This is a genomic window from Paenibacillus sp. NPDC058898 (assembly GCF_049316025.1).
Lineage (GTDB): Bacteria > Bacillota > Bacilli > Paenibacillales > Paenibacillaceae > Paenibacillus_AQ.
Genome location: NZ_JBMOSM010000002.1, coordinates 741,329 through 754,887, shown reverse-complemented (window position 1 = coordinate 754,887; position 13,559 = coordinate 741,329). Strand labels below are relative to the sequence as shown.

The 13,559-nt window shown below is 51.2% G+C and carries 14 protein-coding genes; 13 read left to right on the top strand and 1 reads right to left on the bottom strand.

Annotated elements, in window-relative coordinates:
• The first annotated feature begins 92 nt into the window (after positions 1–92).
• The 13 genes from ACOZB4_RS07725 to ACOZB4_RS07665 all read left to right on the top strand — a co-directional run bounded on the left by ACOZB4_RS07725 (position 93) and on the right by ACOZB4_RS07665 (position 12,247).
• Positions 93–449 (top strand): PadR family transcriptional regulator, encoded by a 357-nt coding sequence (locus ACOZB4_RS07725; protein ID WP_379407814.1) that lies wholly within the window; start codon positions 93–95, stop codon positions 447–449.
• Complete coding sequence (locus ACOZB4_RS07720) at positions 446–1,126, top strand: permease prefix domain 1-containing protein (RefSeq protein ID WP_379407818.1); 681 nt, start codon at positions 446–448, stop codon at positions 1,124–1,126. The genes ACOZB4_RS07725 and ACOZB4_RS07720 overlap by 4 nt, the downstream gene beginning before the upstream one ends.
• Positions 1,123–1,695 (top strand): DUF4825 domain-containing protein, encoded by a 573-nt coding sequence (locus tag ACOZB4_RS07715; protein ID WP_379407821.1) that lies wholly within the window; start codon positions 1,123–1,125, stop codon positions 1,693–1,695. The genes ACOZB4_RS07720 and ACOZB4_RS07715 overlap by 4 nt, the downstream gene beginning before the upstream one ends.
• Before the next feature lie 44 nt (positions 1,696–1,739).
• Entirely contained in the window at positions 1,740–3,056 is a 1,317-nt protein-coding gene (locus tag ACOZB4_RS07710) for an LLM class flavin-dependent oxidoreductase (RefSeq protein ID WP_379407827.1), read from the top strand.
• 172 nt (positions 3,057–3,228) lie between these two features.
• Entirely contained in the window at positions 3,229–4,209 is a 981-nt protein-coding gene (locus ACOZB4_RS07705) for an aldo/keto reductase (RefSeq protein WP_379407831.1), read from the top strand.
• A gap of 78 nt (positions 4,210–4,287) precedes the next feature.
• Complete coding sequence (locus tag ACOZB4_RS07700; RefSeq protein ID WP_379407836.1) at positions 4,288–5,628, top strand: LLM class flavin-dependent oxidoreductase; 1,341 nt, start codon at positions 4,288–4,290, stop codon at positions 5,626–5,628.
• Positions 5,629–5,633: 5 nt separating this feature from the next.
• Positions 5,634–6,410 carry an ABC transporter permease gene (locus ACOZB4_RS07695; protein ID WP_076324419.1) on the top strand — a complete coding sequence of 259 codons (777 nt, stop codon included), beginning with the start codon at positions 5,634–5,636 and terminating at the stop codon, positions 6,408–6,410.
• 39 nt (positions 6,411–6,449) lie between these two features.
• Positions 6,450–7,466, top strand: coding sequence for an ABC transporter substrate-binding protein (locus ACOZB4_RS07690; protein WP_379407841.1), 1,017 nt, complete (start codon positions 6,450–6,452; stop codon positions 7,464–7,466).
• Between the two features lie 21 nt (positions 7,467–7,487).
• On the top strand, positions 7,488–8,261 hold the full coding sequence (locus ACOZB4_RS07685) for an ABC transporter ATP-binding protein (RefSeq protein WP_076324417.1): 774 nt from the start codon (positions 7,488–7,490) through the stop codon (positions 8,259–8,261).
• Between the two features lie 36 nt (positions 8,262–8,297).
• Positions 8,298–9,140 carry a sulfurtransferase gene (locus tag ACOZB4_RS07680; RefSeq protein ID WP_379408033.1) on the top strand — a complete coding sequence of 281 codons (843 nt, stop codon included), beginning with the start codon at positions 8,298–8,300 and terminating at the stop codon, positions 9,138–9,140.
• A gap of 212 nt (positions 9,141–9,352) precedes the next feature.
• Positions 9,353–9,946: a TetR/AcrR family transcriptional regulator gene (locus ACOZB4_RS07675; RefSeq protein WP_379407845.1), complete on the top strand. Its 594-nt coding sequence runs from the start codon at positions 9,353–9,355 to the stop codon at positions 9,944–9,946.
• Positions 9,947–10,046: 100 nt separating this feature from the next.
• A complete protein-coding gene (locus ACOZB4_RS07670; protein WP_422759516.1) occupies positions 10,047–11,144 on the top strand; it encodes an alpha/beta fold hydrolase in 1,098 nt (365 codons plus the stop codon).
• A 254-nt stretch (positions 11,145–11,398) separates the two neighbouring features.
• The gene (locus ACOZB4_RS07665; protein WP_379408037.1) at positions 11,399–12,247 is read left to right on the top strand and encodes an AraC family transcriptional regulator; all 849 of its coding nucleotides are present in this window, start codon (positions 11,399–11,401) and stop codon (positions 12,245–12,247) included.
• Positions 12,248–12,371: 124 nt separating this feature from the next.
• Here the strand turns inward: ACOZB4_RS07665 and ACOZB4_RS07660 are convergent, their stop codons facing one another.
• On the bottom strand, positions 12,372–13,400 hold the full coding sequence (locus ACOZB4_RS07660; protein WP_379407854.1) for a LacI family DNA-binding transcriptional regulator: 1,029 nt from the start codon (positions 13,398–13,400) through the stop codon (positions 12,372–12,374).
• Positions 13,401–13,559 lie beyond the last annotated feature (159 nt).

The following is a 13,559-nucleotide window of genomic DNA, read 5'->3' as shown; positions in this document are numbered from 1 at the left end:
GAGAGAAATATATGTGTGAGGTATTACTTTGACACGCATAGTAATATGCGTTATATTATACCCATTCCATTCCGTTAAGGAGGTCCGGGTATTTGATTGAATCCTTACATAACAGTGATTTGATACGTGGAAATATTGATACCTTTATTCTGCGCGTGTTATCGGACGGAGATAATTACGGCTATCAGATCATTAAAGAAATCTCGCTACGAAGCGGGAATCGATTTGAGCTGAAGGAGCCTACATTGTATTCCAGTCTGAGAAGGTTGGAGAAACAGGGATTAATCCGTTCCTATTGGGGAGAAGAAACCCAGGGCGGAAGGCGCAAATATTACAACCTCAGCCAGGAGGGACAGGGGCGCTTACTGCAAAATCAGGAGGAATGGAAGGCTGCGCGCGAGATTATCGATGTTCTGATCGGGAACGGAAAGGAGCTGACAGAGAAGTGACCAACAGGCATGACTTAGAGATCTTTGTGGACCGTCTATTTGCGAATCAACGCAAAACCAAGGAAGTGGTAGAGCTGAAGAATGAGGTTCTCAGCAATTTGGAGGCGCGGGTTACGGATTATATGGAGAACGGCATGGAATATCAATCGGCCATCAGTCTGGCTATCGATAACATCGAAGATATCGAGGCCCTCATTGACGATAATCAAAAAGTTTACAGCTACCGTTTCCGTTATAACCTTGTTCAGAGCGCACTTATTTATTCCTTGCTGGCCTGGATCGTCACCATCCCGGCCCGATTTTTGCCAAGCGGTATAGGGGTGAACACCCTCCTGCTGTGCGTTGTTGTTTTCACCGGAGCGGCATATCTTTCCATGTCACGGAATCTGAAACGGTATGAGAAGCAGACAGCTATTATCAATGCAGGCAAATTGGCCAAATGGAGTAAAGGGGCATGGTGGCTGTGGTCGATATTTATCGTAGTCGTATCCTTGTACACTTTCGTGATTCAGTACGGCAGTGATCTATGGTTTGGGCGAGCATTGCGAATCGATGGACCTTATTCGTTCTATGAGACCGTCATGCGATATGCCATCCCGATGACGTCGGTCATCATTCCGCTGCTTGTCCAAAAAGCTTGTAAATTAACCCTTCAACTTGAGGTGAATGAACCATGAGCAGAAAAAATTGGCTGATTGTTGCACTGCTGCTTATCGGCGTAGTGGGTATGGCTGCACTGGAGGGATTCATTAAGCCCAGGGCAAATGAACAGGCCATTCAATATGAAGCGGAGCAGAATGATCCGTTGACGCATGATATCCGGAATTCGTTAAGCTTCGCCAGCCCGTATATGGGGAATGCCGCGAACCTGATTAATTTGAATGCTTCGCTTCCCATGCGTGACATCGAACGCACATTTCAGTTATACCCGGAGGAATTGACGGCCGAGCTCCGATTTCAGGCTAAGGCAGGCGATCTGCAAGAGGAGAAGCTGAAGCAGCTGCTGGTTTATAATTCCACTGCAAATTTTGCCATGATTGATAATTTGGAGAAACTGATCTTCGCCTTTGAAGACGAAGCTTTCACCATACGACGGGACGAGGTGCAGTCGTGGTATGGCAACCAGGTTACTCTTGCATCATTGCGGAATGCCGGTAAATGGGAGAAGGAGGTTCAATCCCGTCTTGATGATATGAAGTATGTCGGTGATTACGTAGAGAAACTGGTTGAGCGTAAGTTTCTGTAGAGATAAACAGCTTCAGTAGAGATAAAGGGAAGGGGAGTATAGAGATGGGTGCGGAGCGACGCCAATTAAGTCTGGGCGCTTTTCTAATGAATTACGGCCATCATATTGCCGCTTGGCGGCATCCCGGTTCGGCGGGGGTCGGAGCTGTGGATTACGATTTCTATAAGCGCTGCGCTCAAGCAGCCGAACGCGGGAAATTCGATATGGTGTTCCTTGCAGACAACAACTCGATACCGCTGATTGAGGATTTGCGGACGAATGTCAGCTTTCTTCAACCTGAAGCGTTGACCATGCTCAGCAGTCTGGCCGGTGTCACGGAGTATGTTGGATTAGCTGGCACGGCATCTACTACATTCAACGCGCCCTACGCATTGGCAAGGCGCCTGTCCACGCTGGATCATATCAGCGGCGGCAGAGCCGCATGGAATGTGGTGACCTCCACGAAGGATGCGGAGGCACGCAATTTCGGATCGGCGGAATTAATGGAGCATGGGAAGCGGTATAAACGGGCGGAGGAGTTTCTACAGGTTGTGAAGGAATGTTGGGACAGCTGGGAGGACGATGCCCTTGTGTTGGACCGGCAGAGAGCTGTCTTTGCGGATACGACCCAGATTCATCGGGTTCATCATGAAGGAGAGTTTTTTAAGGTAGAGGGCCCGTTGAACATGCCTAGATCTCCACAAGGCAGGCCCGTTATCATTGAAGCGGGAACCTCGGAAGCGGGAAGAAGGCTGGCGGCCCAAACGGCCGATGTTGTGTTTACGGCCTGCGAGAGTAAAGAAGATGCGATAAGGTATTACCGCGAGTTTAAGGAGTTGCTCAAGGAGTATGGACGGGAAGGGGAAGAGGTGAAGGTTCTGCCGGGCCTGCTGATCTTCCTTGGAGAGACCGAAGCCGAAGCTTTGGCGTATTATCGGACATTCAGCGAGCTCATCTTGCCGGAAGCGGGGGTGAAATACGTATCGCAATTGCTGAATGCTGATTTGACAGGATATCCGGTAGACGGTCCGCTGCCTGATCTTCCGAGGGAAGGGAACAGCAGCCGAGCGATCATGATTATGGATATGGCTGCAAAATCGGGCAAAAGCATTCTGGAGCTCGGCCGGCATTACGCGGTATCTAGAGGTCATATGACGATGATCGGAACCCCGCAGCAGATTGCCGATCGGATCGAGGATTGGTTTCGAAGCGGGGCTTGCGACGGATTCAACATTATGGCCCCTTTGCTTCCGGGTGATCTCGAGCAGTTTGTGGAGCGTGTAGTGCCGCTGCTTCAGCAGCGCGGCGTGTTTCGCGAGGACTATACAGGCAGAACGTTACGGGACCATCTCGGTCTCACCCGGCCGGAAATCCAACATTAAAAATAATTGACGACAAAATTAGACGATGCTATAATCCTACTTAACATATCGGAAATAATAGAATTGATGCACATTCTACCGGACAGCCGGAGATGCATCCTTGGATCAGTTTATGATCCGAGGTGTGTCTTCGGCTGTTTTTTTGTATGAATCTTACGAGGAGGCAGCAATCATGAAGTATAGAGCACTGGGTAGAACCGGAGTGCAAGTGTCGGAGGTGAGTCTGGGGACGATGGCTTTCGGGCGCTGGATTGATGAGAGGGCTTCGGCCGCCGTATTGGATCAGGCACTTGGGTCTGGCATCAATCTCATCGATACGGCTGACGTGTACGGTACCGGTATGGATAGCGGGAATGTAAACCAGCTTGGGGAATCGGAAGAAATTCTAGGCAGGCTGCTGAAGGAGCGAAGACAAGATATTCTCCTAGCTACCAAGCTGCATAACCGGATCGGTCCCGGCATTAATGACCAAGGCCAAAGCCGCTATCATATTTATCGTGCGCTGGAGAATAGCCTTGCCCGGCTCCAGACGGATTATATCGATCTTTATCAAGTGCACCGGTTTGATGAGTTGACCCCGCTGGAAGAGACGCTTGAGGCGCTTACGGATCTTGTGCGTCAGGGCAAAATCCGCTATATCGGCTGCTCGAACTACGCGGCTTGGCAGTTGGCCAAAGCTCATGGCATCAGTGCACTCCATGGTTTACGCAGGTTCGAGAGCGTACAACCGGAATACAGTCTCATTACGAGAGATATTGAACGCGAATTAATTCCCTTTGCCCAGTCCGAGCAGGTTGGGGTCATCGTGTACAGCCCGCTCGGCCGGGGCATATTGTCCGGGAAGTACCGGGCGGGCGAAGCTCCTCCATCGGACTCGCGCCTGGCTGCAGGCGAACAGAGATTGCAATTGCTGCTGAACCAGCGGCATGCGCTCTCCATTGTGGAAGCGATCCGGCCGCTGGCCGAGCACCGGGGATGGACGCTTCCGCAGTTCGCCCTGAACTGGGTGCTTAGTCGCGAAGGCATCACGTCAGCCATTGTCGGGGCATCCAGGCCGGAGCACATTGCAGATACATTGAAGTATTCGGATGAGCGGCTGACAGAGGAAGAACTGAAGGAAATCGACCGCTTATCGGAGGAAATCCACGGATAAAGCAGATCTATATCGACCAAGCCCATAGGCAGTATAACGATCAACCACTACCAATAAGATCAGGAAGGTGACACAACTATGAGTTCAAAACGTCGTCAATTGCATCTTGGATTGTTTTTATTCGGGACAGGCTATCATCCAGCAGGCTGGAGGCTGCCCGAAGGCAAAACAGATGGTGCCTATGACCCCCAGTTTCTGAAGGAGGTTGCCCAGAAGCTCGAGAAGGCCAAGTTCGATTTCTTCTTTCTGGGGGACCGATTGGCCACGAGCGCGGATATGCAGCATTTATTCCCCTCCCAAATGACGCGTCTGGAGCCGTTTACGATGCTGTCCTATCTGGCGGCGGCAACGGATAAAATCGGTTTGATCGGCACGGTAAACACCACCTATGCCGAGCCTTACAACATCGCACGTTTTACGGCATCGCTGGATCATCTTAGCCAGGGCAGGGCCTCATGGAATGTCGTGACGGGCTCCGATCCGCGGGCTGCGCTGAATTTCAGCCGTGAGAAGCATTGGGATAATGCCAAGCGGTACGACTACGCTGAGGAATTCATCGAAATCGTCAGCGGGCTGTGGGACACCTGGGAGGACGACTCCCTTCCACGGGACAAAGCAAGCGGCGTGTTCGCCGACGGAAGCAAGGTGCACACCCTGGACCATGTCGGAGAGCACTTCTCCGTCGCCGGGCCGCTGAATATTCTGCGCCCGATACAGGGGCAGCTTCCGCTCATCACAGCTGGAACCTCCCTGCGCAGCCAAATGCTGGCGGCTAAATATTCCGACATGGTCTTCACGGGAACGAATGTGAAGGAAGTTGCCGTCAAATTCTTTAAGGAAGTGAAAGGCCGGCTGCCGGAGTATGGACGGGAAGCTTCGGATTTGAAGGTTCTGCCTGGACTGGTTCCGATCGTGGGCCGGACGGAGGAAGAGGCGCATGCCAAATATGCGGAGCTGAATGAACTGGTTGTGACCGATTACGATCTGGGTCCGCTGTCGGATAAGATCGGGATTGATCTAAGGGGATATCCCCTGGAGGATCCGCTGCCGGATGTATCCGCTTCGGAAACGGCGTTGCACTGGGCCGACCTGGCGAGAAAGGCCAACGGACGCGAGGATATTACGATCAGGGATCTGTTCTATTTCTTCACCGTCACCGTCCGCGGGCATCTGCTTGTTGTCGGCAGCGCGACGCAAGTGGCGGATATCATCGAGGAATGGTTCCGGGATGAAGCGGCCGATGGATTCAATGTATGCCCGCCTTATATGCCGGGTGGACTGGATCTGTTCCTGGAGCTGGTTGTACCCGAGCTTCAGCGTCGGGGTTTATTTCGTACCGAATATGAAGGCAGCACCTTCCGGGAGCACTTGGGACTAAGCCGTCCGGGGAACCGCTATGATCTGATTGCAAAGGGGTGAGCCTGATGGGAACGAGGAAAGCCAAGAAATTTCGCGGCATCTGGGCGGGGCAGGCGATTTTGCTGCTGATCATACTGGGCATCTGCGAGCTTCTGGTTCGCACGGAGACCGTCAGCAGCTTGTATCTGCCTGCGCCCTCCAAGGTATTCCAAGAGCTGTTCAAACTGTTCGGTGACGGGGAGATTTGGAAGCATCTGTACGTTACGCTGGCCGAATTCGTTGCGGGCTATGGAATTGCGGCACTTGGAGGCCTGGCCGTGGGCATGGCTCTGGTGCTGATTCCTTGGGCGGAGCAGTTCTTCAGGCCCTATCTTTCGGCGCTGATGGCGATTCCAAAGGTGACGATTGTGCCGCTGCTTGCCCTCTGGCTCGGGATCGGGATCACGCATAAAATATCGATTGTGTTCCTATTCTGTTTCTTTACGATCACGGTCAATACGATGACAGGGATTAAGCAGACGGCGGACAACCATCTGAAGGTCGCCCAAGTATTCGAGGCCACGCAGTACCAGACCATCATGAAGGTGATTTTGCCATCGGCTGCGCCGACCATTTTTGCGGGTCTGCGCCTATCGGCTGCAACCGGACTGGTCGGGGCTCTGTTTGGGGAGATGCTGGCGTCGAAGGATGGTCTTGGAAATATTCTCGTGAAGGCAACATCGCTGTATAATACCGCGCAGGCCTTTGCTATTGTAGCGCTGGTTACTGTCGTATCCGTACTTATTATTTCATTAATCGATTTGTTGGAACGCAATGTGTTTTTGAAATGGAAATCATCATAGACCATTGGAAAAAGCGTCACTTACAGAGGAGAGATCCATATGACCAGAAGAGGAATACGTTCATACATGATTGCATTTGCAACGATATGGCTGATCGCCATGACGGCCGGCTGCGCAAGCGGCACGGATAGCGGCAAGGGAGCAGCTCCGTCCACAGTGGGCGGAGAAAACGCTGCGGGAAACCAGCTGGAGAAGATCCGATACGCACCGCTTAGCGGTGCCAGCGGATTGGCGGTGTCCTTCGGGGCGGAGAAGGGATTCTTCGAGGAAGAAGGACTCGACGTCGAGTTTATTACCACCAAGGACCCAATTGCCGGCTTGACTAGCAAAGACATCGATGTGGTCGACGTAGCCACAACGACAGCGATTGTAGCTGCGGGCAAGGGCGCCCCCGTCAAAATTGTCTCCTCCATGTTCCGGACCAAAGGCCCATTCTACCTGATTGCCTCGCCGGAGATCAAGACGGTGGAAGACCTGAAGGGCAAGAAGGTAGGCATCGCTGTGTTTGGCAGCGGGCTGGAGGTATATACACAGGTCATCCTGAAGGAGCATGGATTGAAGTCGGAGGATGTGACCTTCATTGCTAACAGTACGCATCAGGCGGCATACGCGAGTCTGGAAACAGGACAGGTTGATGCCACCATCATCCATGAGCCGTTCGCTTCTCTCGCGGAGAAGCAGGGAAAAGGAAATATCATTGCTACAGGCTGGGATTACCTACCGACCTTCCACACCGGGGTGCTGGCGGCGCGTGAGGGGGTTCTGAACGAGAAGCCGGAATTGGTCGAGAAGCTGCTGCGGGCCTATTTTAAATCGCAAGAATATGCGAAGAGCCATCCGGACGAGTATAAGGCTTACTATCTGAAGAACATCGAGATCGATCCCGAGGTGCTGGATCTGGCGCTGGAGCGCGAAGAAGTTCTGTGGGAGAACAACCCGGATGTGGACATCAACGCGCTGAATGACACCCAGCAGATCCAAAAGGAATTGGGCTTCCAGGATGAGATCTACAAGGTGGAGGACATTCTGGACCTACGGTTTATTCCGAAAAAATAAAGTGTGGCAGGAGGAGTTCATATGTCTGGCTTTACGGTGAAAAATGTCTCGATGGTATATGACGGTGATCTTCCTACGATCACGCTTCAAGATATAAGCATGCAAGTCCGAGATGGCGAATTCCTGTGCATCCTTGGGCCGAGCGGCTGCGGGAAAAGCACGCTGCTCGAACTGCTGGCGGGGTTGCAGCTCCCAACGGAAGGCGAGATTTGGCTGGATGACGCGAAGATTAAGGGACCCACCCGGAGCTCGGGGGTTGTATTCCAGGATGCATCCTTGTATCCATGGCGTACGATCTCGCAGAACGTCGGCCTTGGGCTGGAGCTCGGCGGCATGAAAAAAGCAGAGCGGCAAGCGCTCGTAGACAAATATTTGAATATGGTCGGTCTGCAGGGATTCGGTTCCAAATATCCCCATCATCTGTCGGGAGGCATGCGGCAGCGCGCCGGGATCGCACGGGCGCTTGTGAATAGTCCCAACATCCTCCTGATGGACGAGCCTTTCGGCGCGGTGGACCATCTTACCCGGCTCCAGCTACAGCAGGATCTGCTCCGCATATGGCAGGAGGAGAAGAAAACGGTGGTGTTTGTTACCCATGATGTATCCGAAGCCGTCTTTCTCGCAGACCGAGTCGTCCTGTTATCTCCGCGTCCTGGGCGTATTCACCATATTTTCGACGTTCCCTATGAGCGTCCGCGCAAGCGGGAGGATGCCAGTCTGCTGAAGATTCAGAACGATATCTACTCGGCGATTTATGACGTGAAGACAGAAGAGGATTTGGAATTTACGATTTAAGAACAGCCGCTTGAAAACAGAAGGGACGTGGAGTTATTGTCAAATCTCGTAAGCAAGGAATGGGTGCTGGAACAGCTGGAGTCGAAACCGGGTCAGCTGGTTATCGCAGATGTCCGATTCAGCCCGGGTGATGCCGGTTACGGCTTTGAGGCTTACCAGCGTGAGCATGTGCCTGGTGCGGTATTCGTTGATTTGAAAAAGCATCTGATGGATCTGCCAACCGAGCATGGCGGCCGGAGTCCGCTCCCGCATCCGGAGGAGCTTGCGCGGCGACTCGGCAAGCTCGGGATCGATGCAAATACGCCTGTCGTTGTCTATGACGGTGACCTCCGCCCGGAAGGAGCGCGGTTATGGTGGATTTTGAAATACTTGGGCCACGGGTCGGCATATATATTGGATGGAGGGTTCGCAAGCTGGAAAGCAGCCGGATATCCGCTTACTTCGGAGGAAAGCGAAGTGACGCCGCGTTCTTTCCAGACAAATGTCCAACAGGACTGGCTGGCTGATGTGAACGAGGTGAGGGTGAAGCTTGGCGCAGCCGGCGTGACCCTGCTCGATTCAAGGGACTGGAAGCAGTTCACGGGAGAAACCGCGCCGCTGGATCCGGTGGCCGGACATATTTCGGGAGCGGTGCATGCTTTTTGGAAGGACGGGATGAATGAAGACGGGACACTGAAGGGAGCAGAGCGGCAGCAGGAACGTTTTGCTGAAATTTCTCCCGAGGATGAAGTAATAGTGTACTGCGGCTCGGGGTTGTCGGCTTGTCCGAACGTACTGGCATTGCAGGAAGCTGGATACCGCAAGGTGAAGCTGTACGCAGGCAGCTGGAGCGACTGGATCAGCTACAAGGACAATCCGGTAGCCACTGGGAACGTGTAAAGCGGAAGAGCCTGCTTCTGATGTGGGTTCCGGTGATAAAGCGGTGCAGCACATATATGCCTTTGAACTCTCCTTATCTATTCTCCTGTTTTTTCTCCACTAGCGAAACACTATTCGGCGAAAATAAAACATCTTGTAAGAAACAGGAAAAAGGATTATTATATTTTTAATGACTGCATAATGTATTTATAGTCATTAAAAGGAGAGGGATTATGCCTAAAATTGTCACCGAACATGAAAAAGATATGGTGAGAGAAGCGATGTTTACACAAGGGATTGAACTGATTCGCAAGAAAGGCGTAAAGCGGATTACAGTAGAGGATATCACCAGTGCGACCCATATCGGCAAAGGTTCCTTTTACTCGTACTACAATTCCAAAGAAGAACTTCTCTATTCGATTATCAAAAAGAGCGAGAGCAGAATGTTTGAGAGAGTGGAGGCCGTATTATCTGAAAACGCAAATTTGAATGAAAGGCTTGCAAAAGTATTAAAGGAAATTTATCTGGCGGCTGACAGTATCGTGCTCTACGTTTCCCCATCGGATATAGAGCTGCTGCTTCGTAAGCTCCCAGCTGAGGTAGCGGACCGGGAAGCGTCAAAATCAAACAACTATTTTAGCAGGACGCTGTCGCTTTGCGGCATTGACGAATCGAGATGCGAAATGGATGTGCTTGCCTATTTAATGAATGCACTCCATTTTGTTGGGTCGACAGATATGTCTTTTGGTGAGCGGGGAAGAGAGAAGGCCTTGGATTTACTCGTCCATGCCATTGCCGACTATATGACGGGAGGAGCCGAGCAATGAGAGAATCCTTAGAGAAATACAAACCGTTGTATGGGATTGCCCCTAATGGCTCTGCTTCTGCTCTGCGTAACCCAGGTCCTAACGTTTACCGGAGGACACGATGAGCGTTATATGGATCGTATTAGCCGGGTTGCTCTTATTCACCGTCAGCTTCGTTATGTTTGCCCAGTACAAGAAAAAGAAGATTGCACATCAAATTCGGATCAATCCCATGAGTAATGGCATTGATTGCAGAGAATTCGTAACCATCGGCGGCATTTCGCAATATTTGCATCATCGGGGCAAGGACATGGATAATCCAGTGATGCTGTTTTTGCACGGCGGTCCAGGAGAGCCTATATTGCCGTTTGCCCAAGAGTTTCAGATCCCGTGGGAGAAGCATGTTACGATCGTACATTGGGATCAAAGAAACAGCGGCAAAACCTATTTTAACAATGATCCGAAACAAGTTGCCCCAACAGTTACGGTTGACCGTATCGTTCAGGATACATATGAAATTGTGAACTATTTGAAAGAAAAGTATCACAAAGAGAAGATTATCATTTTGGGGCATTCCTGGGGCTCAGTGTTAGGTAGCCTGTTCAGCAAACAATATCCGGAGCTTGTGCAGGCTTATATCGGCGTTGGGCAGGTTGTGAATATGATGGACAATGAACGCGTCGGCTATGAAAAAGTACTGGAAGCGGCGAAAATGGCCGGAAACGACAACGATTATCGGGATCTTCTTCGTTTGAAGCCTTATCCTCCGCCAGCATTCGATGACGGCATGATCAGCAACCTTATGAAGGTTCGAAAATTCCAAAGAAAATATAAGTTATCGGCTGGTCCAACAACAGAGCTTATCCTCAATGCGTTAAGTTCACCATTTTATACGCTTAAGGATATGAGATATTTTTTCATCTCCGGAGCATTTGGCGAAGGACAGCGCCCTATTTGGGAATATTTATGGGAATCGTTCGATCTGTCGTCTATGGGCGCTGCATTTGATATTCCAGTCTTTTATATTCATGGAGAGCGGGACTGGCAAACCCCCTATCCGCTGGCACAGGAATTTTTTTCGACGATCAAAGCCCCGCTCAAGCTGTTTTACTCCATTCCGGAAGCGGGCCATGTTCCCATGCTGGAGCGGAAGGGGCAATTCAACGAGGCCTTATTTGATATTTTGGAGCGAACGAATGTTACGGCGAATGGCAAGTGAGTCTCTGTACAGGGCTGCCGTTGATACATGCGGATAGCCAAGCCAGCTTGTGCAACTGGATCAGCTGCAGGGACAATAAGGGAGCAGGGGATAGATAAATACGAAGGTTTGTCGACCAGATCACTGGAGGCACAGCTATGGGGCTGTGTCTTTTTGTTGTTTTTTATCTGATAAAGTCAGGCGCAACAATACCAGGATTCTGCGGCAGCAGGAAACATTCTTTTTTTGTGAGGGAGGGATTTCATGTGAAGGGGATGGCATTCGAATATGCCGAAATGAAGTACTGCATACCTTCGGAGATGGAAAGAAAGGGCGGAATTTGGATTCTCCGCACAGGCCGCAGCATGGCGAAGCCCCATTATTACGTGGGCCCCAAAGTATCTGAAAACTATGCGCTGCATTTTGTTCTAAACGGAAAGATCACACTGGCTTATGGGGATGAGGAGGTCACCTTGTCGGAAGGGGATGTCTTTTGCCTGTTCCCTCATACGAGGTTCAGTTACTGGGAACCGAACCCCCATTCGGAGCCGACGCTGCGCACGCAGTGGGTCGTCCTGGATGGTGAATTAATCGACAATGCGTTGACCCGAATCGGGTTATCTCCGCGCAAGCCCTTTATGTTTGCCGGGATGAAGGGGGAGCTGCAGGCGGTGCTGAATCATATATACGGGTGCGTGGATGACGACACCGTTGGCAACGAATTTGGACGACAGAAATGGTTATATCAGCTGTTTGAGCTGCTGGCTGCCGCCACGGTCAGAAAAGGGAGCAAATCGAACTGGCTCGAGCAAAGCGTGTTTTATATGGATTCCCATTATATGGAGGGGATTACGGTTATGGATGTTGTCGAGTATGCCGGCGTACACCGGACGCATCTGTATTGTGAGTTTATCCGGGCGTATGGCATCAGTCCGAGTCATTATTTAATGAAGCTGCGGATGGAGCGGGCAGCGGTGCTGCTGACCGAAACCGATGTGTCCGTGACGGAGGCTGCTTTTTCGCTGGGATATTCCAACCTCCACACGTTCTCGAGAGCATTCGCGAAATATTACCGCATGTCGCCTACCTCGTATCGGCAGCAACATATGCCGGTGCCACTCTAAAGCGAGCTGCCTGGATTATATCCAGCATCGACCAACATCTCCCATAAGGAGCACCATATTAAGAGCAGCAAGAACAAGCCAGGAACTTCACATTCCAGGCTTGTTCCTGTGGCATCGACACCCCCTAGTCGGTTGTTGCATTTCGTATAAAGGACATGCTGGATTCCCTGACGATGAGCCTCGGTTCGAAGTGCACGCGTTCGTATTGGCCGGACTTTTGCTCGCGAAGCCGCTTGAGCAGCAATTCCGTAGCCAGCCGGGCTACTTCATCGCCCATGATAGACACCGAGCTGATCTGAGGCGTCGTGACGGTGGTCCATACATTGTTATCGATGCCGACGACGGCCACATCATCGGGAACCCGGATCTTCAGCTCTTTAAAACGGTTGACGATGCCGATAGCAACCATATCGTTTACCGCATAGATGGCGTCCGGCATATGTTTCAGGCCATAGAAATAGTCCGCTGCACGAACCCCTGTTTCAAACGAGAAATCCTCCCCGAAATAGACAAGCGACGGATCGACTTGCGTCAGCGATTGCTCATATGCCCAATACCGCTCTTCGATTTTATCCTTGGGCGCACCGGCATAGGCGATTCGGGTCCGTCCGATTTTCAGCAGATGCTCCATAACAAGCCTGCCCTCCTGACGTGCGAGGCCTACGATATCGGCTCTATACTCATCTCCCAGCTGTTTCCCGTAATTAATGATTGAGACGGGGAGGCTCGATTTGTTGATCAGGTCGCCCAGTGTTTTGGGATAGGCCAGCGGCATGATAATCAAGCCGTCTACGTGCAGCTTCTTGATATCTCTTACGATTTCAAGCTCGTTTCGGGCATTCCCGGCTGTATTGATCTGAACGACTCGATATCCGTGCTGCTTGGCGGTCTGTTCCACCGACCAGGCGATTTCTGGGATGATCGCATTTCGAATGTCAGGCACGGCCAAGGCAATTTGATTCGTCTGCCGCACCTTCAGGCTTTGAGCCGATGTATCCGGACTAAATCCGATTTCTTCGATCACCTGCAAGACCCGTGCTTTCGTTTTCGGACTGATTCCCTTGCTGTTGTTGATGGCTCGGGACACGGTTGCTATTCCAACGCCCGCTTGTTTGGCGACATCTTCAATCGTCACTTTTTTGGGATTCACCATATTCAAAAGTCCTCTCTATATCGGAAACGTTTCCTGTTCTTGTTCTGATTTGAGATCTTAATGAAGCAATATCTATATTATACCATTAAGAATACCTTTAAATCATAGAACACCTCGACGAAGAAAAGAGGTGCAGGGTGCGTTCTGTATACATTGCTG

Excerpts from the sequence above, each read along its gene's own strand:
- ACOZB4_RS07705 (WP_379407831.1), top strand. The coding sequence starts at position 3,229 with ATGAAGTATAGAGCACTGGGTAGAACCGGAGTGCAAGTGTCGGAGGTG.
- ACOZB4_RS07685 (WP_076324417.1), top strand. The coding sequence starts at position 7,488 with ATGTCTGGCTTTACGGTGAAAAATGTCTCGATGGTATATGACGGTGAT.
- ACOZB4_RS07715 (WP_379407821.1), top strand. The coding sequence starts at position 1,123 with ATGAGCAGAAAAAATTGGCTGATTGTTGCACTGCTGCTTATCGGCGTA.
- ACOZB4_RS07695 (WP_076324419.1), top strand. The coding sequence starts at position 5,634 with ATGGGAACGAGGAAAGCCAAGAAATTTCGCGGCATCTGGGCGGGGCAG.
- ACOZB4_RS07710 (WP_379407827.1), top strand. The coding sequence starts at position 1,740 with ATGGGTGCGGAGCGACGCCAATTAAGTCTGGGCGCTTTTCTAATGAAT.
- ACOZB4_RS07670 (WP_422759516.1), top strand. The coding sequence starts at position 10,047 with ATGAGCGTTATATGGATCGTATTAGCCGGGTTGCTCTTATTCACCGTC.
- ACOZB4_RS07660 (WP_379407854.1), bottom strand. The coding sequence starts at position 13,400 with ATGGTGAATCCCAAAAAAGTGACGATTGAAGATGTCGCCAAACAAGCG.
- ACOZB4_RS07700 (WP_379407836.1), top strand. The coding sequence starts at position 4,288 with ATGAGTTCAAAACGTCGTCAATTGCATCTTGGATTGTTTTTATTCGGG.
- ACOZB4_RS07675 (WP_379407845.1), top strand. The coding sequence starts at position 9,353 with ATGCCTAAAATTGTCACCGAACATGAAAAAGATATGGTGAGAGAAGCG.
- ACOZB4_RS07665 (WP_379408037.1), top strand. The coding sequence starts at position 11,399 with ATGGCATTCGAATATGCCGAAATGAAGTACTGCATACCTTCGGAGATG.
- ACOZB4_RS07690 (WP_379407841.1), top strand. The coding sequence starts at position 6,450 with ATGACCAGAAGAGGAATACGTTCATACATGATTGCATTTGCAACGATA.